The following is a 22,925-nucleotide window of genomic DNA, read 5'->3' on the forward strand; positions in this document are numbered from 1 at the left end:
TCGGGAACCAACGCGGGTTCGTAGTCGAATCCGCACTCCACGCACGCCGTCACGCATCCGACGCTAGCAGTGCGCGTTACAGGTCTTTGCGTCGTGGCGGGAGTGCGGCGACGCCGACGGCGATCACAGCCAGTAGTGCGGGCAGTTGGACCCACAGGGAGCCACCCATGTATCCGCCTGCGGCGCGCCACGGTCCGGTGGATAGGGCTGCCGCGGCGGCGGCGGTGCCGAGGCCAGCAATGGCGGCAAGGACTTTCGACGTTATCCGTGCGGAGAAGCGAGTCGCGGCGAGCGCGATCACGGTGAGCACGGTGCCGACCGGTCCGGCGATAACCGTTGCGACAGCGCCGATTCCGATCGCGCCGAGGGTGCGATTGCCCCATGTGGTCGGAGTCGGCCCGTTGTCCACAGTCCGGTCGACCGCATTCACACTGGAGTTGGCTGCGTCTCGACTGGAGTCGGCTGCGTTTGGGTCGAGGTCGGCAACGTTCGCGTTGGATTCCGCGGTGTGTGCCCTGGGTTGGGCTTCGTCTGTACCGGAGCTCGACTCCGAGCCGCCAGCAGTCGGGATCCGGCGGGGGCGGGGGATGGCGAGCAGGACCAACGGGATCAGTAGCAGCAGACCGCCGAAGATGCTGAGGCGGTACCAGCGGTCGATGGGGAAGGAGACGGTGATCGGGCCGGATGGTTTCGATCCCGAGTCCGGTAGCAGCCAACCCTGCTGCCATCCGTTGACCACGATCGGTGCGAGTGCACTGCCGTCGGCAGCGCTTGCCCGCCATCCGACATTGGTGCTGAGCGGCAGGACGAGCAGTTGTTTCGCGTGATCGGATCGGCCGATACCGGCGGCGGCGGAATCGGTGCGGTTCAGGCGAAGTCGGTCGACGGAGAAGAGTGAGGTCGGCGCGACCGTCACATCGGCTCGCCCGGTGGGCACCGCGATCTCGTCGGAGCCGACCGAATCGGTGGGAAGTTCCGAATTCGTGCACACCCGCGCGGGAACCGGTGCACCGGAACGCAATTCATCGGCGGTCGCCGTGACGGTGGTATGCACGAACCGTCCGCCGAGCGCAATCGTGGGACCCTGCGCGCACGGGATGGTGATCAACCGATCGGGCCCGGCGGGCGCGGGATACTCCGGTCCGAGCACCGACACCTCGGCAAGCCCGGGCGGTTGTGTGACGGCGAAGCCCAGCGCGGTGCGATCGAGTACCGGCCGCCAACCCTGGATGCTCAGTTCGATGCGATCGGTCACCGTGGGCTGCAATGAGATTCGAGTCGGCTCGCCCGGCTCGAGTTCGCGAACCTGCGGGCCATTGCCGAGATTTACCGCCACCGCGAGCGGTGCGGCGGGCAATTCGCCGAGTGACGGTGTCAATTCCAGCCCCGTGACCAAAGCGGGTTCGGGCAGTTCCAGCTCGAGCGTTGGTTTGCCGCCTGCCAGGTTCCGCACCGAATCCTCCGGCGCCGTCCAACTCGTCCGCGGATCCCCATCGGTGTCCGCGAAGGCCGAACCGCGCAGATCACCGACATCGGCCTTGCCGCGCGCCACGGGACGCGACTGGTCGGTGAGCAGCGCCTCCAGTTCGGGGCTCTGTCGAGTTCGCACCGTCAGCTCCGGCGTGACGGTCATCGGCTCCGGCACCGACAGCGTGCGTTCGAACGCACCGGGCTCCTCTGGCGCCAGGGCGAGTCCCTTACTGCACCGCACTCGGTCCGGTGCATCGAAACAAGCACTGCGACCAGGGAATTCCTGTCCGAGATCCCAGGCATGGACCTGCGCGCCCGCCGGGGTGGGCGGCAATACCGTCCGATGCCGGATGTCGACCCGGACCGGTGCGGTGCGGACGGTGTAATCGTCCAGGGTCAGTTCGCTGATGCCGAATTGCCCACCCCGCGTGCCGTCTGCGGTACGGATGGCGGTAATGCTGAGCCAGTCGGTCTGCCCAGCTGGCAAGGAAATCGACACCGGTGCACCGGGTTCGGGAATCCGGGCCGAGACACTGCCGTGCGCGGTGCGGACCTCGACCCATTTCACCGGGTCGCCGATGGCCGCCGCGCTGGTGGTCAGTTGCAGCAGTCCGGTGCCGATCGGGTGGTCGAGATCGAGCCGAAGCCACTGTCCCAGTGCGTGTTCGGCGCCATTGCTGATCCATGCGGTCGACGGATCGCCATCGACGACCGCGGCGGTCGAACTGCCCGGCGCGGATCCGCCCAGTTGGGTGGCGTCGGCGGCCGAACTCGATGCGGTGATCGTCGCGCCGGACCATTCCCCGCGCACCAACTCCGCACCGGGGACGGAATAGTCGGGCACCAGATTATGGGTGCGGCGCGCATCGTCCGGTGCGCGCAGCGCCGAATTGTGGTTGTCCACCTTGCCGAAATCGGCCTCCCGCGCCATCGGCGTATCCGTGACGGTCAACGGCCCGATCGGCAGTCCGGCGGCGGCCGCATCGGATGCGAGCAGCCTCGGCGCGGTATCGGCATCACGATGCAGCCGTTCGAGTACCTCGGACCCGCCCTGCACCGTCTCGACCTCGGCCAGCGGCACCGTGTAGGCACCGGGGAACGACGTCGGAGCGCCGGTGCCGCTGTGTATTTCGACGGGCGTACCCGGCGGCCGTGCCTCGACCCGGTATATCTCGATCGCCGGATAGGCGGGCCGCAGATCACCGTCGACGACCAGATGGTCGGAGATGACGGCCGTCCCGATCGGATTGCCGAATTCGGCGACCTTGTGCAATCCGGGTGAACCGTCGATCGCCTGATGCGCCAGTATCGGCCGGGTCGAGCGTGCGGTGTCCGGATCGAGATCATTGCGCAACACCAGGATTCCGATGCCCTGCTCGGTCAGCGTCGCCGCGAGACCGCTCGACGGCCTGCCGTCGGCGATCAACCGCTGCACCGAATCCATCGCGCGGATGGTGCCCGGCGGATTCAGCGGCACCGCGTCGCGGATCGCCCACGGCGTGCTCGCCAGCGCCTGCAGCGGCTCATCACGCGTCAGCCCCCACACCTGGCTGCCGAAGGGCGCGCCGGGCACCACCAGGGCCCGGGTGTCGGAGGCATGGTCGGACAGCCACTGCGCGGTTTGCTTCCAATACCCGGGCACCTCGTCGTAGGCCCCGCGCGGCGCCAGTTTCCCGGTCCAGGCCAATGAGGTGGACAGTGCGAGCGCGGTGAGGATCAATGCGGCGACCGCGACCGACCTGTCCCGTTCGGGATGGGCGAAGGCGCTGCGCCACATCGGCATCGGAACCGACGCGGGCAATGGCACCTTGGTCAGCAGCTGAGCCAGGCCGAGCACCAGGGGAATTCGGATCAGCGGCTCCAGCTTGTGCACATTGCGCAGCGGCGCGCCACCGGCGTCCAGGAATACCCGCACCGAATCCGCGAACGGCCCACTCAGCTCACCGACATATCCGGCGCAGATCCCGACCAATCCGACCAGCAGGATCAGCGCGAGCCGCCCCCGATACGGCATGGACCGCATCGCCAACCCGGCCATACCCGCCGCTGCGAGCAGTCCGGTGGCCAGCACCGCCGCGGGCTGGGTCACCAGCACCGCACCCGCGATGCGCTCCGGTGAGACGAATGGCGTCCAGCTGTCGGTGCCGCGCAGCACCTCACCCAGGGACGCCCACTGCGTGGTCACCCCCGAGGATTCGATGTAGTCCAGGAACGGCGGGCTGACCTTGCCGAGCACGAGCAGCGGCACCGCCCACCAGAAGGTGGCGAGCACCAGCAGCGGAATCCAGGCCCGGGTGAATCGCCACCAGCGCCGGTTCGGCCGATACGACGCCCACCACAGCAGTGCGGGCAGAAATGCGGCGACCGTCGCCACTGCATTCACCGCGCCCATGAGTGCCAGCGCCAGCGCACTCCCGGCGGGCGAGGCGGCACCGCCGCGCTTGTGCGTGCGATAGGCGGTGCCCAATGCGGCGGGCGCGAGCAACACCCATGGCGCGAGCACCATCGGCAGCGTCTCCGATGAGATCGACCCGAGCGTGGTCAGCACCCGCGGTGAGAGTGCGAACGCGGTCGCGGCCACCACCCGGGACCCGCGACTACCGATGCCGAGCGCTTCACAGAGCCGGACGATGCCCCAGAACCCGGCGAGCAGCAGCAATGCCCACCAGATCCGCTGGGTCACCCAGGCGGGCAGACCGAGCACATGCCCGGCCGAGAAGAATGCGCCGTGCGGAAAGAAGTATCCGTAGGCCTGGTTCTGCACCTGCCCCATCGGGGCCTGACTGCTCCACAGGTGGGCGGCGCGTTCGAGGAAGCCCAGCGGATTCTGCGCCAGATCGTATTTGGTGTCGGCGACCGTCAGGCCGGGCGCCTGCAGAAATGTGAGCAGGAACGCCGCGACCACGGTCCCGACGAACCAGCGCCTGCCGAGCGGGGAACCGTCGAGTCGACGCGTCGTGCTACCGCCTCCGCGGCGGTCGTTCGAACTGCTGTGGATCAGCGGCTGCCGTACTCAACGTTGTTGAGTAGCGAGGAGTTGGAGTCGGAGCGCTCGATATTCGGCCGCGTGTTCTGCTGCACTGCCATCGTGATGACGAACACCGCGACCGCACCCAGAACGGCGCCAGCGACCGCACTCGCAACACCAGGGACAGCAAACTTCATCGCGGCACTCCAATACATCGATGCAGGCACATTCCGGGCCAACCTAGCAGGGCGGGGCTCGATCACATACGGTCAACCCACCGATAGCCGAATTGAATGACCTCAGTCGCTCGGAATCGCGCAGTGCAAACTGCCCAGCAAGGTGCGCAGCTTCGCGGTGGTCTCGTCCAATTCGGCATGCGGATCCGAGGCGGCCACGATCCCGCCGCCCGCGAAGGCGCGGATCGAACGACCGTCGGCGGATAGTTCCGCACTTCGGATCGCGACCACCCATTCCCCGTCGCCGTGCGCATCGCACCAGCCGACCGCGCCACCGTAGAAGCCGCGCTCCTCTTCTATATGGGCGATCGTGTCGAGCGCGAGATCGGTCGGCGTGCCACACACCGCGGGGGTGGGGTGCAGCCGGATGGCCAGGTCGAGTGCGGTTGTCGCGGGATCGCGCAGACGGCCGGTGATCGGGGTGGCCAGATGCCAGACCTCGTGCGTATTGATCAGCTGCGGGCCGTCCGGGATGGTCAGTTCCGCGCAGACCGGCGCGAGCACCTCCCGGATCCATTCGATGACGAAGGCGTGCTCATCGCGATTCTTGGTGCTGGACAACAACTCTCGCGCCTGTGCGGCATCGGCATCCGGATCGGCCAGGCGCGGCAGCGTGCCAGCGAGCGGGTGCAGCGTGACGGTGGCGCCGTGCCGCGCGACCAAAACCTCCGGGGTGGCGCCGACCAGTGTCGCGCCGGGGCGACCCGCGGCGGTCAGATCGACCGCGAACACATTCGCGTGCGGATGCCTGGTCAGCAGATGCCCCGCGACCAGCTCGGGATCCAGCGCGCTGTCGGCTTCGGCCAGTACCGATCGGGCGGCGACGACCTTGCGCAGCGGCTGCGCCGGATCCTGCAACTGCTCGACCAGTTTCGTCACCCGTGCGACATGTTCGGCCGGACTTGGTATTTCGGTGATGACCCGAACGGCGGGCAGTTCGGGCAGCGCCGCGGGCCGCCACGGCCCGACGGTGCGTTGCGCCTGCTCGGGCACGCTCAGCGCGGCCGGATTCCGCGGATCGAACGGCAGTGCCCCGACGATCAGCTCCGCGGATCCGTCTCGTAGCGCCGCCATCGCCCGCGCCACCTCGTCGAAGGCGACCCGGGTCCCCGAGGCACGGACCACTCCACCGGGCTGGGCGAGCAAGAAACCGTTCATGATCCCTCGACCCTAACCCCGCGAACCCCGCGCGAAGCTACTCGAGCGATCCAAATCTCAGCGGCGCGGCTCCCTGCCGGGCGGCACCATGAGCACCGGACGGTGGCAGTGCTTGAGTACGGCGTCGGCGACGCTGCTGTGCATCAGGGCGCGAATGCCGGTGGCGCCGCGGGTGCCCGCCACGATGATGTCGACGTCGAGGTCGTCGGCGGCTTCGACAATGGCGTTCCATATCGTGGAAGTGCATTCGGCGGTGCGCGCCTCGGCATTGAGCCCGGCGAGTTTGGCGAGGCGGACGCCCTCGATATTGATATGGCGCGCGTCGACATAGGCGATGTCCTCGATCTCCTCATCGGGGACCCACTCCGGCTGCATCACACCCGAGAGTCCGGACAGCCGAGCGGCCTGGCGCACCATCGGTTCCCACGCGGTGAGCACCACGGCTCTATTCGCCGAGAGAAATCGGCCTGCGTATTCGATGGCCCGCTTGGCATTCTCGGAGCCGTCATAGGCAATGAGCATTAGATCGCACGGCACGATGACCTCCTGATGGGAGTCACATGGCTACGCCACAACATTACTCCGGACCAGCCTGCCCCGCGGTGTGCCGCGCGCGGATAATCTGCGCATATGTCCAATGCGAACGAACTTGTGTTCTTCGGCAGGCATGAGATCGAGCCACGGACGCTGCTGTATTACGAATGGCGGCAACGGCTCGAATCGGGCTATCTGGTGGCCGAGTTCGAGTCGGATGTGCGCACGCTCGCCACCGCCGATCATGCCGACCCTGCGGCGTGCTGGACGCTATTCGACCGGCTCGAAACCGCCGAGCGCGACCCCGGCTGGAGCTATGACGAGTCGGATCTGCCCGAACCGACTGCGTCGCAAGCAATCGAGTCGGTGGTCTCGGATTTATCCGATGCCGAACTGTTCGAGCGGATTCACGGTGGCTGGGTCGGACGCTGTGTGGGCTGCACACTCGGTAAACCGCTGGAGAATGGATTCGTCTGGACGCCTGCGCGAATACGCGGCTATCTCGAACGCGCCCGCGCCTATCCGCTGACCGACTATGTGCCCGCATTATTGCCGCCATCGACGGAGTATCCGCTGAATCCGAGCTGGCCGGTATCGGTGCAGGGGTGTATCGACGGAGCTCCGCGCGATGACGATATCGATTACACCGTGCTCGGACTGCATCTATTGGAAACGTGCGGAGAGAATTTCACCCGCTCCGATGTTGCGGACGCGTGGCTGGAGCATCTGCCGTTCCTGCAGACCTACACCGCGGAGCGGGTCGCCTATCGCAATTTGATCAACGGCTTGGCCCCGCCGCGGGTGGCTCGGTATCGAAATCCGTATCGCGAGTGGATCGGTGCGATGATTCGTGCCGATATCTTCGGCTATATCAGTCCGGGTGATCCGGTACGCGCTGCCGCACTCGCCGCGCGCGACGCCGGACTCTCACATACCGGCAACGGTGTCTACGCGGCGATGTGGGCGGCCGCACTGGTCGCTGCCGCCTTCACCGCCGACGGCATAGCGTCTGCGCTTTCCATTGCCCAACAATGCATTCCGGAAGGTTCGAGGTTGTCCGCCGCGGTCGCGGAGGTTATCGCGGACCGGGAAAGCGGCATGTCCTGGGAGCGGGCCGTCGCGGCCATCCACCGCCGCCACGACCACTACAACTGGGTGCACGCCGTTCCGAACGCCTGCCTCGTTACCGCCGGATTGCTTTGGGGCGCAGACGATTTCACCCGAACCATCGGGCTCACCGTACAAGGTGGTTGCGATACCGACTCCAACGGCGCCACCGCGGGCTCGGTCGCCGGAATCCTCGTCGGCGCCGCCATCCCGGCGCACTGGACCGACCCATTCCACGACCGGCTGCACAGTGCGGTCTTCGGCTACGACGGCAGCCGCATATCCGACCTGGCCCGCAGGACCCAGCGACTCGCCGCTGGCACTACCTGAGTCGGATCGATCCGAGCGCGCCGACTACCGTGGACACATGCGAAAGACGCCTCTCGTCATGCTCGCAATCCTCGCCGCCGTCGCGACCGGCTGCTCCAGCAGCGACTCCAGCTCCGCGCCGTCGCCAGCGGCGACCCTCGGCCCCACGACCGGCGCTGCGACCGGTGCCACCACACCCGCCACCAGCCCGGTGAAGCGCGGCTGCGATGCCGACTATCTCGCAAAACTCACGTTGCGCGAGAAGTTGGGCCAGCTCCTGACAGTCGGTGTCACCGGCGCCGACGATGCCACGAATGTGGTGCGCACCTCCCAGGTCGGCGGCATTTTCGTGGGCGGATGGACCGATAAGTCACTGTTGGGCAGTGGTCTGATCGAACAGGTCAAGGCGGTGGCCAAGGTGCCGCTGATGGTGACCATCGATGAGGAGGGCGGCCGCGTCTCCCGGGCCAAGGACCTGATCGGTCCGGCGCCATCGGCTCGGGCGACCGCCCAGACCATGACCGCCCAGCAGTTCCACGATGCCACCGTGACCCGTGGCCGTGCGCTGAAGGATCTGGGCGTGACGGTGGACTTCGCACCAGATGTCGATGTGAGCAGCCAGCCCGACGATTCGGTGATCGGTGACCGCTCCTTCTCCGACGACCCCGCAGTGGTCACCGAGTACGCCGACGCCTACATCCGCGCCATGAAGGAGGTCGGTGTCGGCACGGTCATGAAGCACTTCCCGGGGCACGGTTCCGGATCGGGCGATTCGCATACCGGTGCCGTGCGCACCCCTCCACTGTCCCAGCTGCAGAGTGTCGACCTGGCTCCGTTCCGCAATCTCATCGATTCCGGCGCCGCCGTGATGGTCGGCCACCTCGACGTACCCGACCTGACCACCCCCGATGTGCCCGCCAGCATCAGCCCGCAGGCAATGTCGCTGCTGCGCGACGGCACCGGCTATGGCGCCGCCCCGTTCCAGGGCCCGATTTTCACCGATGACCTCGGTGGTATGGCCGCCATCACCAGCCGGATGAGCATCGAGGATGCGGTCGAGGCCGCGCTGGTCGCCGGTGCGGATAGCGCGCTCTGGATCACCACCGATGCGGTGCCCCAGGTGCTGGACCGGCTGGAGCAGGCGGTGTCGAATGGTCGGCTGAGCGCGGCTCGGGTCGACGAGTCGGTGCTGCGGATGGCGCGGTACAAGGGTGCGCTGCAGACCTGCTGAGCTGCCGTTTCGGCGCGACTGGCGAGTAGCCGTCGCGGATCCGTTCGAGTGACGGCAAGCAATCGCGGCTGACCCTTTCGGGCGACCTGCGAGCAGCCGCTGCGGGCCGTCGTCGTATGTTGTACAGCCGCGTTGTCGGAGGATGCCCGTAGTATCGCTCTGCTGGACGGTTGCACAGCTGTGTCAGCAAATCCAAGGACATCGCGGTCCTAAGGAGCTCAGCGTCGCCCAGCGTGGTGAAGTTGCGAACGCGCAAACCGACCCGCCGAACTTACCTTGGAGTAATATAAAAGCTTCACCATGGTAGGAGAGTGAATGGCGGGCGGGACGAAGCGACTTCCTCGGGCGGTTCGTGAGCAGCAGATGCTCGACGCCGCGGTCGAGGTGTTCTCGCGTAGGGGGTTCCACGACACGTCGATGGACGCGATCGCTGCCGAGGCGAAGATCTCCAAGCCGATGTTGTACCTCTACTACGGCTCCAAGGATGAATTGTTCCGTGCCTGCATCCAGCGGGAGGGACTGCGCTTCATCGAATCGGTGGCACCGGCGGGCAACCCCCAGCTGTCCCCGCATGAGCAGGTCCGCACGGCCCTCGAGGGTTTCCTCGGCTTCGTCGACCGCAACCGCAACTCCTGGCAGGTCCTCTACCGCCAGGCAATCGGCCAGCAAGCCTTCGCCTCGGAAATCGAGAACGCGCGCGAACGAGTCATCGAACTAACCGCCAAACTCCTCGAATCCAGTGCAAAACACGCCGAACCCGGCACCAACTTCGACGTAGTCGCGGTAGCCGTCATCGGCGCAGGCGAAGCAATCGCCGACCGAGTAGCCAGCGGCCGCATCGAGGTATCCGAGGCCGTTGACCTCCTCGACGATCTGGCCTGGCGCGGTCTTGCGGGCCGCAAGAAGGCCGAGTAGCAGCCGCTGGGTTCGGAGTGGACGCTGCACGAGCCGTCGGGGCCTGAGGCAATCGCTGGTTGCCTTGTGCCCCGTCCAGATAGATTGCTGCGCTACCCACTTCTGGCGAATGGCGGTGTGATGCATGGTATTCGGTGCGGCGTGTTCGGGTCGGGCGCAAGACAGTCTGTCGGCCGGAGGTGTGCCCTCTTGGGATGCGGGGCTGCTTGGTTGCGGGCGACTCGCTTGGTGGCAGCCGGTGGGGGCGGCTCGGCTTGCGGCTGTGTTGGTGGGCTGCGAGAGTGCGGGTGGTCAAAGGTAGTGACCGGCGGAGTGGTCGGGGAACGGGGCGGAATTGTTCGGGATGTTGCGGCCGTGTTCGCATGGGGCCGAGGAGTATGGGATTGATGCGGCCGAGTGGCGCACGCATATGTGCGGGCTGTGTTTGGGGCTGCGAGATGGGCATGGGCAGTTGGCGCGGGCGGCGACCAATACCGATGCGATTGTGCTGAGTGTGCTGACCGAGGCGCAGCTGTCGGGTCCGATGGCGCGGACCACGGCGGGACCGTGTGCGCTGCGCGGGATGCGCCGGGCGGAGGTGGCGGCGGCGAATTCACCGGGGGTGTTGCTGGCTTCCACCGCGTCACTGTTGTTGGGATCGGCCAAGATTCGCGATCACGTCGACGACGGTGACAGCTCCGCCCTCACCCGGCGTCCGATGACGAAGGTGTCGAGCCGCTGGGCGGAACGCGCACGATCGCAGGCGTCGCTGATCGGCCTGGATGTGGAACCACTTGTTGCCGCGATCAATTCGCAGGCGCACCTGGAAACTCTGGCTCCCGCAATCTCTCTCGACGATCTGACCGCCCCGACGCAGATCTGCGCTGCGGAACTGTTCGCCCACACCGCGGTGTTGGCCGATCGTCCGGAGAACATCGCCGCATTGCGAGAGGCCGGTAGGCATTTCGGCCGAATCGCACACCTCACGGATGCTGTCGAGGACTTCGATGAGGATCGAACGCGCGGTCGCTTCAACCCACTCGCCGCCACCGGAACCACCATGCCGGAGGCCTACGACCTGCTGCGGCAGTCCGATTCGCACCTGCGCAAGGCGGTCGCAGAGGTCCAACTGGACCAGATCCCCACCATCCGCTGGATGCTGCTCGACCCACTGCACGCCCTGGTCCGCCGAGTCGGACGCGGCATCGGCGCAACCGCCCACGCCTGCAACGCGTCCCGCCACACCGCGGCCGCGCAATACCCGGCCCCGCCGCCCGACTTCGAAAAGCGCCCACCGGTGCGCCGCCCCGGCATCGGAGAGGCCCTCGCACTGGTCCTCGGCGTCTATTGCACCGGCTACGCCTGCTGCGCCGACCACACCAACCCCTGCAATGGCCAACGCAAGGACGCCTGGATCAAGAACTGCGACTGCTGCGACTGCTGCGATTGCTGTGACTGCGGTTGCGACTGCGGCGACTGCGGCTGCGATTGCGGCTGCTGATCACCCCACCCGGGTAGCTGGATAGTCGATTTCGTCGATATCCGCGGCCAAGTCGGCCAGACCGAGATCCGGGTTCAATGCGGCGACGATCTCGTCCGTCAATGTCCCGAGGCTGAAGGTAGGGCGACAGCGCCGAGATCCACCGGCCCTTAGTAGTAGCTCTCCGCGAACTCGCGGTACCCCTCGGGTCGACCAGCGGATCGTCTCGTATACGGACGTGTCGCAACTCGAGCATCGTGAAACGCACAGAGCCGCATCCGAAATCGGATGCGGCTCCGCGAGCGATCGAATTCAGCGCAGGGTGGCCGTCAGATGCGGGTACCCCTTCTGCGGGTGCAGCAAGGCCAGATCCCAGCCACCTTCGGCCTTATCGGCGTACACGTTCACCGTGGACGGCAGCAGAATCGGCTTGCCGAATTTGACCGCGTAGGTCGACTTTTCCGGGATCCGCCCCTCGACATTGGCGAGGATATTCGCGGCCGACCACATGCCGTGTGCGATCGCCCTCGGGAATCCGAAGGCCTTGGCGCCCAGAGCCGAGGTATGGATCGGGTTGTGGTCACCGGAGGCGGCCGCGTACCGGGTGATCGTCTTCTGATCGACCCGAATGGTCCGCATCGGCGGCGGCGGAACCTCTTCCGGCTTCGGCTCAGGCTTCGGCTCACCGGAGAGCGAGGTGCGCTGCTGGTGCAGGAAGGTGGTGACCTGACGCCACACCAGTTCCCGTCCGACGCTCACCTCGGTGATCGCATCCACGAGCAGCCCCTTCGGGTGCTCACGCAGGTTCTCGATGTGCGTCTTGAAGTCCAGCGGCTCGCTCACCGAGATCTCGCGGGTGCGCTCGATCAGGTTCTGCGCGTGCACCGCACCCACCGCGACGAACGGAAAGTCCCGTGCCACAACCAGTTGCATCGCCAGCGGGAAGCTGAGGATGAACGGGTAGGTCATCGGCAGCGAATCACCGAACCGCAGCCCGGTCGCGCGGCAGTACGCGGCCAGGTGATCCGGATCCACCCGCAGCCCGTCCAGCCGCACGCCGCGATCGGGCACGGTCGACCTGCGTGCCGAGATCAGCGGCACCGGTACCGCACCCAGCGCGGCCTTGACGAACAGGCTGCTGTTCTTGGGAGGTTCGGTGAGCGTGATCATTTCCGTCATCATGCTCCGATCAGGCTCTGTCCGCAGACCCGAACCACATTGCCGCTCACCGCATTCGACGCCGGGCTGGCGAAGTAGGCGATGGTCTCGGCGACGTCGACGGTCTGCCCGCCCTGCAGCAGCGAGCTCATCAGACGACCGGCCTCGCGGGTGGCCAGCGGAATGGCCGCGGTCATGGCGGTTTCGATGAAGCCGGGCGCGACCGCGTTGATGGTGATGCCCTTCTCGGCCAGCTTCGGCGCCTCGGCATTGACCATGCCGATGACACCGGCCTTGGAGGCGCCGTAGTTGGTCTGGCCGCGGTTGCCCGCGATGCCCGCGATGGAGGAAACGTCGATCACGCGGCCGCCTTCCTTCAGCGCGCCACGCGCCACCAGCCCCTCGGTAATGCGGTGCGGTGCGGCGAGATTCACGTTGATGACCGACTTCCAGCGGCCCTCGTCCATATTGGCGAGCAGCTTGTCACGGGTGATGCCCGCGTTGTGCACGATGATATCGATGCCGCCGAAGCGCTCGGTGGCGAATTCGGCCAACTTCTCCGCCGCGTCCGACGCGGTCACGTCGAGTGCGAGCGCGGTGCCGCCGACCTTGTTCGCGGTGGCCGACAGGGCCTCACCCGCGGCCGGGATATCGGCGACGATCACGGTCGCGCCGTCGCGGGCGAATACCTCGGCGATAGTCGCGCCGATGCCGCGCGCGGCGCCGGTGACCACGGCGACCTTGCCGTCGAGCGGCTTGTCCCAGGCGGCCGGGGCCACCGCATCGGCCTTGCCGACCCGGATGACCTGACCGTCGACGAATGCCGACTTGGCCGAAAGCAGGAAGCGCAGCGTGGATTCCAGTCCGGACGCGGTCGCGGACGCCTCCGGATGCAGGTACACCAGCTGGGCGGTGGCGCCGCGCAGCAGTTCCTTGGCGACGCTGCGGGTGAAGCCCTCGAGCGCGCGCTGGGCGATCTGCTCGTCGACGCTCGCGGTCAGCTCGGGCGTGGTGCCGATGACCACGATGCGACCGGATGCGGCAATGCTGCGCATGGCGGGCTGGAAGAATTCGAACAGCTGCGACAGATCCTCGATCGAGCCGACGCCGGTCGCGTCGAACACCAGCGCGCCGTACTTCTGCCCGGCGGCGGGCGCATCGGCGAAGGTGTAGTCCGACAGCAGGGTGCGCACGGGTTCGGCGACCCGGCCCTTGCCGCCGAGCAGTACCGGACCGGGCAGCGGCGGCTCACCGGCCCGGTAGCGGCGCAGGTTCTCCGGCTGCGGCAAGCCGAGCTTGCTTGCCAGGAATTGACCCGGAGCGGAGTGTACGAACGATCCGTAGAGGTTGGGAGCACCCTTGCTCTTGCTGACTGCCACTGTTTCTCCCTTTTCTGTGTCTCGTGTGTCGTGGTTTCGGCTCGCGCGCTGCCGAATGGTCTGCTCGCTCACTACATGCCCCGGCGCGAATTTACGCAGACTTCCGGGGGTACGGTGTCGACAATAAACTTACTCCAGAGTAAGTTTAAAGTAAACCAACCGCGACGGGGCGCCGATCTGCGCGGACACTTCCGCGCCGAACGGCCCACCGGGCACCCGACGAGAGCTTGGAGACTCGAGTGACAACCAAAGCCCGTTCAGCGAAGAGCACGGCAAAGAAGGCCCCGCGCCCGATCGCCATCGTGGGCGGCAACCGGATTCCGTTCGCCCGCTCCGATAAGGCCTATGCCCACGCCTCGAACCAGGACATGTTCACCGCCGCGTTGGACGGGCTGGTCAGCCGGTTCGGCCTGCAGGGCGAACGCCTCGGCATGGTCGTCGGCGGCGCGGTGCTCAAGCGCGTCGGCGAGCACGGCATGGTCCGCGAGAGCGTGCTCGGCAGCAAGCTGTCGCCCTACACCCCGGCCCACGACCTCCAATTGGCTTGCGGTACCGGCCTGCAGGCGGTTGTCACCGTCGGTGACGCGATCGCCGCCGGACGCATCGAGGTCGGTATCGGCGGCGGCACCGACACCACCAGCGATGCCCCGATCGGGGTCAGCGATGCGATGCGCGAGTGGATGCTCGATGCGAACCGCGCCAAGACCACCAAGGACCGCCTCAAGCTGGTCGGCCAGCTGCGCCCCGGCATGCTCGGCATCGAAATCCCGCGCAATGCCGAACCGCGCACCGGGCTGTCCATGGGTGAGCACGCCGCCATTACCGCCAAGGAATTCGGCATTTCCCGCGAGGCTCAGGACGAACTGGCCTACCTGTCGCACAAGAATATGGCCGCCGCCTACGACCGCGGCTTCTTCGACGACCTGATCACCCCGTTCCTCGGCCTGACCCGCGACGACAACCTGCGCCCCGGCTCGACCATCGAGAAGCTGGCCACCCTTAAGCCGGTCTTCGGCGTCAAGGCGGGCGGTGCCACCATGACCGCCGGTAACTCCACTCCGCTCACCGACGGCGCCTCCGCGGTACTGCTGTCCAGCGACGAATGGGCCGCCGAGCACAACCTGCCGGTGCTCGCGCATCTGGTCGACTCCGAGGTCGCCGCGGTCGATTACATCCACGGCCCCGACGGGCTGCTGATGGCGCCCACCTACGCGGTGCCGCGCATGCTGGCCCGAAACGGCCTGACCCTGCAGGACTTCGACTACTACGAGATCCACGAGGCCTTCGCCTCGGTCGTGCTCGCCACCCTGCAGGCGTGGGAGTCGGATCAGTACTGCAAGGAGCGCCTCGGCCTGGACGGCGCGCTCGGTTCGATCGATCGCAGCAAGCTCAATATCAACGGTTCTTCGCTCGCCGCGGGTCACCCGTTCGCCGCGACCGGCGGCCGCATCGTCGCCTCCACGGCGAAGATGCTGGCGGAGAAGGGATCCGGCCGCGCGCTGATCTCCATCTGTGCCGCGGGCGGCCAGGGCGTCGTCGCGATCCTGGAGCGCTCCCCCGCCTCCCCGAATATTTAGGCGCCAGACCCGAGTGCGACGACCGTGGCGTTGGCGTGTGGCGGGCTGGCGGTAGCTGGGTTAGCCCGTCCCCGATGAGTTACCCATGTGCTGACGAGATCAGCTGTCGCCTTCGAGCAGGCACGAGGCATGGTGGTATTCGGTCGTTTCCGCGACCGAATACCACCATTGGCGTTCAATCATGTGCCGCCGCGGCACGACTCTCGACCAGCCCGCGGGTGATCTCGGCCAGTCGGTCCGCGGGAACCTCCACGGCGCCATCGGAATTGATGACGACCACGGTCGGATAGATGCCCCGGGTGAGATCCGGTCCGCCGGTGGCGGTGTCGTCCTCGGCGGCGTCGAAGAGCGATTCGACGGTGATCCGCAGCGCCGCGTCCTCATCGATACCGCGGCTGTAGGTCTTCTTCAGCGAGGACTTCGCGAACAGTGAACCGGAGCCCACCGCGGTGTAGCCGAACCGCTCCTCGCTGCGACCGCCGACGACATCGTAGGAGAAGATCCGTCCGACCTTCTCCGGATCGGTGGCGCTCAGGTCGTAGCCGACCAGAACCGGGACCACCGCCATATCCTGCAGTGCGGCAGGCAGATTGTCGCGCACCATCTTCGACAGCTTGTTCGCCTTGCCCTCGAATGTCAGCCCGACACCCTCGATCTTCTCGTAGTGTTCGAGCTCGACGGCGAACAGCCGGATCATCTCGATGGCCATGCCCACCGTGCCCGCGAAACCCGCCGCCGAATAGGTGTCGGTGATGAACACCTTCTCCATATCCCGGCTGGCCAGCAGATTTCCCATGGTGCCGCGCCGATCACCGGCGAGCAGCACACCGCCGCGGTAGGCGACGGCCACAATCGTGGTGCCGTGTGGCGCGATGTCCCGGCCGTTCACCGTGGCATTGCCGAAATGGCTGCTGGGCAAGAGTTCTGGGGCGTATCGGCGCAGGCTGTCGGAGAAGGAAGACGTCGCGAACTCCATATCTCCACCGTAACGACTTCCGCCCGAGGCGTCAGCGCACCGAAGTCCCACGGGCGGCGACGTATCGGACCCGTCCAGGTGTGGATGGAGTCAGTGTTCGGTTATAGAACCGGGCCTGGTGTGAGTTCAGTTCGTGTTCGGTTGTCGGGCTGGGCTCGGCGTGGGTCGAGCCGGTGTTCGGTCAATGGATCCGGCCCGGTGTGGGTCGAGCCGGTGTTCGGTCAATGGATCCGGCCCGGTGTGGGTCGAGCCCGTGTTCGGTCAATGGATCAGGCCTGGCGTGAGTCGCCAACGGACAGGCGAAGGCCATGGTTCGCAAACAACCCCGTTCTGTCTGAGACGGAGGGTTTGTATTGTTCTCGGCGGCTACTTCGAGGGCAGCTCGTCATGTCCGCCGAAGGCCTTTCGCATGGCCGAGAGCATCTTGTCCGCGTACAGCGCCTCCCCGCGTGAGGAGAACCGTGCGAACAGCGCGGCCGAGAGCACCGGTGCGGGGACGCCGGTATCGATCGCGGCGTCGAGAGTCCAGCGTCCCTCGCCGGAGTCCGATACCCGGCCGTCGAAGGACGCCAGGGTCGGATCGGTGTAGAGCTCGCTCGCGGTCAGGTCCAGCAACCAGGAAGCGACCACCGAACCGCGCCGCCACACCTCGGTGACCTCGGGTACGTCGATGTCGTACCGGTACCACTCCGGATGTTCGAGCGGGGTCTCCTCGGCCGAGGCCGCGGCGTCGTGATCCGCGCCGATATTCGCCTTGTGCAGAATGTTCAGACCCTCGGCGTAGGCCGCCATCGCGCCGTATTCGATGCCGTTGTGCACCATCTTCACGAAATGGCCCGCACCGGCCGGACCGCAGTGCAGATAGCCCTGCTCGGCAGGCGAGGGCTCGCCGGTGCGGCCCGGGGTACGCTCGGCTGCCTCGACTCCGGGCGCGATGGACTTCAGCAGCGGGTCCAGATGCGCCACCGGCTCGGCCTCGCCGCCGATCATCAGGCAGAAGCCGCGGGCCAGGCCGAATACGCCGCCCGAGGTGCCGATGTCCACATAGTGGATGCCCTTGGGTTTCAGTGTGGCGGCGCGGGCGATGTCGTCGTGGTAGCGGCTGTTGCCGCCGTCGATGATGATGTCGCCGGGTTCGAGCAGGTCAGCGACCTCATCGATGACCCGACCGGTCACCGCGGCCGGGATCATCACCCAGACCACCCGTGGCGTCTCCAGCCTGGATATGAAGTCTTTCAGGTCGGTGGTGCCCTGGAAACTGTCGCTGCCCAGTTCCTCGGCGAGTGCGATGGTGTTCTTGGGTTTGCGTTCATAGCCGACGGCGGTGTGTCCGTTCTTGACGATCCGGCGCACGATATTGGCGCCCATCCGACCCAGGCCGATCATTCCCAGCTGCATTCCATCCATCTCCCTTGTCGCTTCGGGGCCCTGGTGGTGAGAGTTCTGCTCATTGTCTCGCGCGGGTGTAACGCGTGCTGCGTTGCACCGATAAACGGGTTGGCTCCGCGTAGTTGCCAGACCCCCGACCCGGCAACTGCGCGGGGCCCTTCCATGTGTAGCGCGGTCCGTTGCACGGGATTTGCTCTTGGACCGTGCTGTGCTGCCGACGTCGGTGGCGACCACTATCGTTGGCGGAGACTCGCACCGTGCGAGCTCCTTTCAATCGAGCGGGGAGGACGGTTCGTGACGGGCGAATCGAGCACTGGGCGACGCGGCCGACACGAAAACGGTGAGGTCGGACTGAGACAGTTCCTCGACTCGGCTAGATCCGCTCCCGACCAGCCCCCGCCACCCCGCCCCGCTCCCCGGTCACCGAGTCCGCAGCACGTAGCGGACGCGTACCAGACGGATCCGAGTCAGGGTAGGGATCCGAGCCGGGTGACGGATCCGAATCGGGCGGCGGATCCGAGCTGGGTGACGGATTCGAGCCGGGTGACGGATCCGAATCGGGCGGCGGATCCGGGTCGGATGGCCGCACAGCATCAGCCTCCTCCGCCGACCACGGTCCCGCACCAAGCGCCGGGCTCGCATCAGTCCTGGGCGCTGCATCAGTCGGCGACACCGCATGAGCCGCAGCCCGAGTCGCCCCAGTATCGCTCAGTACCGCATCATTCGGCGGCGGAGTTCGAGTCAGCAGCCGACTACCAGCCTGCGGCACAACATCATTCGACAACGCAACATCAGTCGGTAGCCCAACATCATTCGGCGTCCGAGTACCAGTCGGTAGCCCAGCATCGGTCGGTGCCGCAGGACAATCCGGCAGCCGAGCATCGGTCGGCGGCCGCATATCAGCCCCACTCGCCCGCGCGGCAGACTGAGCCGTATCATTCGGCGACGCAGTATGGGTCGGCAGCCGAGTACCAATCAGTGGCGGAACAGCATTCAGCTGCGCAGCAGCATTCGGCAGCTGAGTACCAGGCGGGGGCCGAGTATCCGGCTCACCTCGAGTCGCCTGAGCAGCGGCGGGAGCCGGATCAGTTGGCGGCTGAGTATGAGTCAGCGGCCGAGCGGCCGTCGGTGGCGCGGCATCAGCCACCGCCGCGCACGGTTCCGCATCACGAGGTCGGCTCGTATGAGGTGGCTGCTCAACATCAGTCCTCGCAGCAGCATCATTCGGCGGCGGCATATCAGCTGCAGTCGCCCGAGCAGCAGGCTGAGCCACACCGTTCGGCGACGCAGTATGGGTCGGCAGCCGAGTATCAGTCAGCGGCGGAACAGCATTCAGCTGCGCAGCAGCATTCGGCAGCTGAGTATCAGGCGGGGGGCGAGTATCAGGCCCACCCGGAGTCGCTCGAGCATCGGTCCGTGCCGCATCAGTCGGTGTCGGAGCACGAGTCGGCGGTCGAGCCGCAGTCGGTGACGCGGCATCAGCCACCGCCGCCGCGCACGGTTCTGCCTCATGAGGTCGGCCAGCATGAGGCGGCTGCACAGCATCAGTCCTCGCAGCAGCATCATTTGGCGGCACCGCATCAGGCGGGGGCCGAATATCAGCCTCAGCCCGCATCGACCCCGCATCGGCCTGCGTCGTATCAATCGGTGACGGAGTACGAGTTGGCGGCCGAGCAGACAGTGGCCCAGCATCAGTCGTTGGCCGAACGTCAATCGCCAGCGCATCAGGTCGATGCGGGGCAACTGGCGGGGGAGTGGGTCGGTGATTCCATGCCGACCACGCCGCTGCGGACTGCTCGGAGACCGAAGGTAAGACCGTCCGAGGGGGGCGGGCCTTCGGGGGCTGGTGCGCGTGGGCAGGGGCGGCGGGCACCCGAGAGACCGGTGAAGCCGGGTGGGTTGAAATCGCCGATCGTCAAGCGGATCGGCATCGGGATCGGTGCGTTTGTCGTGGCGGCGGGGCTGGCTTATGTTGCGGACCTGGTGCTTTCCTCGGGGCACGTGCCGCGTGGGGTTGTGGTCGCCGGTATTGATATCGGCGGCAAGGATACGGGGGCGGCGGATGCGGAACTGCGTACCGCACTCGGGCCGCGCGCTGATCAGGAGCTTCCGCTGCAGATCGGCGATGTGCAGACCAGGCTGACGCCCAAAACTGCTGGCCTGGCAATTGATTGGGATACCACCTGGGCCAACATCGGTACCCAGCCGCTCAATCCGATCACCCGACTGACCTCGCTGTTCACCACGCATACCGTGCCGGTCGCGAGCACTGTCGACGGCAATGCGCTGGATGCCCAGCTCACCGCGCTGCGCGTGCACGACCGTCCGACGGTTGAGGGCACCATTGCCTTCGATGGCGCCCGCCCGGTCGCGGTGCCGCCGGTGCCGGGCCGCATCCTCGATGTTCCCGCCGCACGTATCGCGCTCATCGACAACTGGTATCGCGGTGCGCTGCTCGATCTTCCGGAGACTGCAGCGCCGATCGCCGTGCGCGCGGAGGCGGTCGAACGGGCCTTGCACGAGATCGCCGAACCTGCGGTGCGCGCACCGATTGTCTTCGCGGGCAAGAACAATGCGACCGGCAGGCTGGAACCGGAGCAGATCGCGTCCCTGCTGTCCTTCGCGCCCGACGGCCAGGGCGGACTCGCCGCGAGCTTCAAACAGGATGTGGCGCAGGGTGTGCTCGGCCCGCAGCTGGCACCGTCGGAAGTCGAGGCCAAGGACGCGACCTTCGCGCTGACCGGGGCGAAACCCACCGTGGTTCCGGCCATTATCGGCGACAAGATCAATTGGGCGAAGACATTGGAGCTGTTGCCCACTCTGGTGGTCGCGCCGCAGGAGCGCACAGCGCAGGCCGTCTATGAAAAGGTCGACCCCAAGCTCACCACCGAGGCCGCGAACGCACTCGGCGTCAACGAGATGATGGGGCAGTTCACCACGAGCGGCTTCAGCGGCCCGTCCGGCGTGAACATCCGCGTGGTCGCTCAGAAGGTGAACGGCGCCATCGTCAAGCCGGGCGAAACCTTCTCGCTCAACGACTTCACCGGCCCCCGCGGCACCGCCGAAGGCTATGTCGAATCCGGCATTATCGACCACGGCCGCCCCAGCACCGCCGTCGGCGGCGGCATCAGCCAATTCGCCACCACCCTCTACAACGCCGCCTATTTCGCGGGCATGGAGGACGCGGGGCACACCGAACACAGCTACTACATCTCGCGCTATCCCGCGGCACGCGAGGCCACCGTCTTCGACGGCGCCATCGACCTCAAATTCCGCAATACCGGTCAAACCGGCGTCTACATCGAGACTTCGACCACCGACTCCGAGGTCAGCGTCCGCCTCTGGGGCACCAAGACCGTCAACGTCGAATCCATCACCGGCGAAAAGACCAAGCCCACCGAACCGACCACCATCAAACTCCCCAAGGGCAAGGACTGCATCGCCACCGAAGGCGCCCCCGGCTTCACCATCTCCGACACCCGAGTCATCACCGACCGCAAAACCGGCCGCGAAATCTCCCGCACCACCCGCACCGTCAAATACGACCCCATCCCAGTCGTCAAGTGCGAGTAACCTCGCCGCGCTGTCGCATAGCGCGTGACTGCCTCGCATAGCCTGCAGCCTGTCTAAAGTGACAACACATCTCTGACACCCTGGTGACAGGACATCTCTGACACTGTCGGGTTTGTCGACGAGTCTTCGTCGATGAGCCGGAAAGTGATCACGATGGAGCAGAAGTTCGCTGCGGTGTTCGCTGCTGTCGCTTCGGGACGCTCGACGGTGGTCCAGGTCTGTGCGGATCTGGATATCTCGCGAGACACCTACTATCGGTATCGCTCGAACCGGCGGAGCGACCGAAGTTCGGATTCTGACGATGGCGGATGACGAAGACGCGGCACTGATAGAGATCCACGTCATCCAGGACATAGTAGATGCCGTGGAAACCCTACTGCGCCAAGCGGAACGCAGCGGCCGACAATTCACCGCCCCGCGCTCGCGCATCTATGCGACCGTCATCTACGCGGTCGTCGCCAGCGCCCGCGAGCAGGCGTTCCGCCCCACCCTGGACGCCGCCGAACTACTCGACTCCATCCTCGACGGAGCCGAATCACCCCACCCCGGCAACGCCCTCGCCCAAACTGATCGAAACCCACATCGCAAACGCGAACTGACCAGGTGTCGCGCCATCGACCTGCGTTCGAGACCAATCGTCCAGTGGGCGTGTATGTTACGCCGAAGTCACGTGAAAATGATCTCAGCTCGATCTGCGAATAGCTGGGTAATCACAGTAGGCGACCGATGCGCATCGGCTTGTGTCACTTCATTCCATTTGGCTTGCTGCACAACAGGATCCGACCCGGCCTGGTGAATTCGGCGTGCCGGGCCCTTCGTGCCAGGTGCGGCGCGGTGGTGCGACTCGACAGCTATATCGCCACGCTGGTTCGGTTTCGGTGACGAGTTCCCGTGGAATCGTGTTGCGGGGATTTCGATTCGAGTGAACCGGCAACAGTTCGGCAAATCGGATCGATCCGCCCACAATCTCAGGGGCTTGTCGCCTCTCCGTGCGGTGATGAAACTACTTTCGGCCGGTAATAATCGGTTACCGGCTGAATATTTCTCCATGGGTTCAAAGGGAAGTTCTAAATGAGCAAAGTGCGTGTGCTCGGTGTCGCCTTCGCGGCGACCGCGGGCATTCTCCTGGTCGGTTCGGGTATTGCATCGGCGGCTGTCGATGAAGGCATCGTCCTGGAGCCGATCGGAACCATCGCCCCCGGCGAGCCGAACCCGAATGGGACCGGTTCCAGCTCGGCGGTCACCGATCTGGTGAAAGCGCTGTCCACCGGCTCGACAGGCACCAAGACGCAGTAATCGGATGCTGGGCCCTTCGTGCCAGGTGCGGCGCGGTGGTGCGACTCGACAGCTATATCGCCACGCTGGTTCGGTTTCGGTGACGAGTTCCCGTGGAATCGTGTTGCGGGGATTTCGATTCGAGTGCGCCGCCGCTGCCGAGAACGCCCGGACCGCGGGTTTCGACGGCGTCGAGATTCATGCGGCCAAC

16 protein-coding genes are annotated in these 22,925 nt (G+C 66.2%); 8 read left to right on the forward strand and 8 right to left on the reverse strand.

Going from position 1 to position 22,925, the window contains the following annotated elements; all coding sequences use genetic code 11:
• Positions 1-76: 76 nt before the first annotated feature.
• From ABZW16_RS16475 to ABZW16_RS16490, 4 genes are all read right to left on the reverse strand, one after another.
• The gene (locus ABZW16_RS16475) at positions 77-4,375 is read right to left on the reverse strand and encodes an alpha-(1->3)-arabinofuranosyltransferase (RefSeq protein WP_354956592.1); all 4,299 of its coding nucleotides are present in this window, start codon (positions 4,373-4,375) and stop codon (positions 77-79) included.
• Between the two features lie 92 nt (positions 4,376-4,467).
• A complete protein-coding gene (locus ABZW16_RS16480; protein WP_354956594.1) occupies positions 4,468-4,635 on the reverse strand; it encodes a DUF2613 domain-containing protein in 168 nt (55 codons plus the stop codon).
• A 102-nt stretch (positions 4,636-4,737) separates the two neighbouring features.
• Entirely contained in the window at positions 4,738-5,832 is a 1,095-nt protein-coding gene (locus ABZW16_RS16485; protein WP_354956596.1) for an isochorismate synthase, read from the reverse strand.
• Positions 5,833-5,889: 57 nt separating this feature from the next.
• The gene (locus ABZW16_RS16490; RefSeq protein WP_354956598.1) at positions 5,890-6,369 is read right to left on the reverse strand and encodes a universal stress protein; all 480 of its coding nucleotides are present in this window, start codon (positions 6,367-6,369) and stop codon (positions 5,890-5,892) included.
• Between the two features lie 93 nt (positions 6,370-6,462).
• On the opposite strand from ABZW16_RS16490, the gene ABZW16_RS16495 reads away from it, so the two are divergent.
• The 4 genes from ABZW16_RS16495 to ABZW16_RS16510 all read left to right on the forward strand — a co-directional run bounded on the left by ABZW16_RS16495 (position 6,463) and on the right by ABZW16_RS16510 (position 11,408).
• Positions 6,463-7,803: an ADP-ribosylglycohydrolase family protein gene (locus tag ABZW16_RS16495; RefSeq protein ID WP_354956600.1), complete on the forward strand. Its 1,341-nt coding sequence runs from the start codon at positions 6,463-6,465 to the stop codon at positions 7,801-7,803.
• Between the two features lie 37 nt (positions 7,804-7,840).
• On the forward strand, positions 7,841-9,013 hold the full coding sequence (locus ABZW16_RS16500; RefSeq protein WP_354956602.1) for a glycoside hydrolase family 3 N-terminal domain-containing protein: 1,173 nt from the start codon (positions 7,841-7,843) through the stop codon (positions 9,011-9,013).
• A 315-nt stretch (positions 9,014-9,328) separates the two neighbouring features.
• Positions 9,329-9,928, forward strand: coding sequence for a TetR/AcrR family transcriptional regulator (locus ABZW16_RS16505; RefSeq protein ID WP_354956604.1), 600 nt, complete (start codon positions 9,329-9,331; stop codon positions 9,926-9,928).
• A gap of 343 nt (positions 9,929-10,271) precedes the next feature.
• The gene (locus tag ABZW16_RS16510) at positions 10,272-11,408 is read left to right on the forward strand and encodes a DUF5685 family protein (protein WP_354956606.1); all 1,137 of its coding nucleotides are present in this window, start codon (positions 10,272-10,274) and stop codon (positions 11,406-11,408) included.
• 291 nt (positions 11,409-11,699) lie between these two features.
• Here the strand turns inward: ABZW16_RS16510 and ABZW16_RS16515 are convergent, their stop codons facing one another.
• The gene (locus ABZW16_RS16515; RefSeq protein WP_354956608.1) at positions 11,700-12,566 is read right to left on the reverse strand and encodes a MaoC/PaaZ C-terminal domain-containing protein; all 867 of its coding nucleotides are present in this window, start codon (positions 12,564-12,566) and stop codon (positions 11,700-11,702) included.
• A complete protein-coding gene (locus tag ABZW16_RS16520) occupies positions 12,566-13,924 on the reverse strand; it encodes a 3-oxoacyl-ACP reductase (protein ID WP_354956610.1) in 1,359 nt (452 codons plus the stop codon). The genes ABZW16_RS16515 and ABZW16_RS16520 overlap by 1 nt, the downstream gene beginning before the upstream one ends.
• A 239-nt stretch (positions 13,925-14,163) precedes the next feature.
• Here ABZW16_RS16520 and ABZW16_RS16525 point away from each other — a divergent pair, with 239 nt between their 5' ends.
• On the forward strand, positions 14,164-15,501 hold the full coding sequence (locus tag ABZW16_RS16525; RefSeq protein ID WP_354956612.1) for an acetyl-CoA C-acetyltransferase: 1,338 nt from the start codon (positions 14,164-14,166) through the stop codon (positions 15,499-15,501).
• A 175-nt stretch (positions 15,502-15,676) separates the two neighbouring features.
• Here the strand turns inward: ABZW16_RS16525 and prcB are convergent, their stop codons facing one another.
• Together prcB and gnd are read right to left on the reverse strand one after the other, a co-directional pair.
• Positions 15,677-16,477, reverse strand: a complete 801-nt coding sequence (gene prcB / locus ABZW16_RS16530; protein WP_354956614.1) for a proteasome subunit beta — start codon at positions 16,475-16,477, stop codon at positions 15,677-15,679.
• Positions 16,478-16,843: 366 nt separating this feature from the next.
• Entirely contained in the window at positions 16,844-17,875 is a 1,032-nt protein-coding gene (gene gnd, locus ABZW16_RS16535; protein WP_354956616.1) for a phosphogluconate dehydrogenase (NAD(+)-dependent, decarboxylating), read from the reverse strand.
• 1,407 nt (positions 17,876-19,282) lie between these two features.
• Between gnd and ABZW16_RS16540 the strand changes: the two genes are divergently transcribed.
• The 3 genes from ABZW16_RS16540 (at position 19,283) to ABZW16_RS16550 (ending at position 22,735) form a co-directional block, all read left to right on the forward strand.
• Complete coding sequence (locus ABZW16_RS16540; RefSeq protein ID WP_354956618.1) at positions 19,283-21,439, forward strand: VanW family protein; 2,157 nt, start codon at positions 19,283-19,285, stop codon at positions 21,437-21,439.
• Between the two features lie 301 nt (positions 21,440-21,740).
• Positions 21,741-22,235, forward strand: coding sequence for a hypothetical protein (locus ABZW16_RS16545; RefSeq protein WP_354956620.1), 495 nt, complete (start codon positions 21,741-21,743; stop codon positions 22,233-22,235).
• Positions 22,236-22,510: 275 nt separating this feature from the next.
• The gene (locus ABZW16_RS16550; protein WP_354956622.1) at positions 22,511-22,735 is read left to right on the forward strand and encodes a hypothetical protein; all 225 of its coding nucleotides are present in this window, start codon (positions 22,511-22,513) and stop codon (positions 22,733-22,735) included.
• Positions 22,736-22,925: the final 190 nt, after the last annotated feature.

The sequence above is a fragment of the Nocardia sp. NPDC004604 genome (genome assembly GCF_040609795.1).
Taxonomy (GTDB): Bacteria; Actinomycetota; Actinomycetes; order Mycobacteriales; family Mycobacteriaceae; genus Nocardia.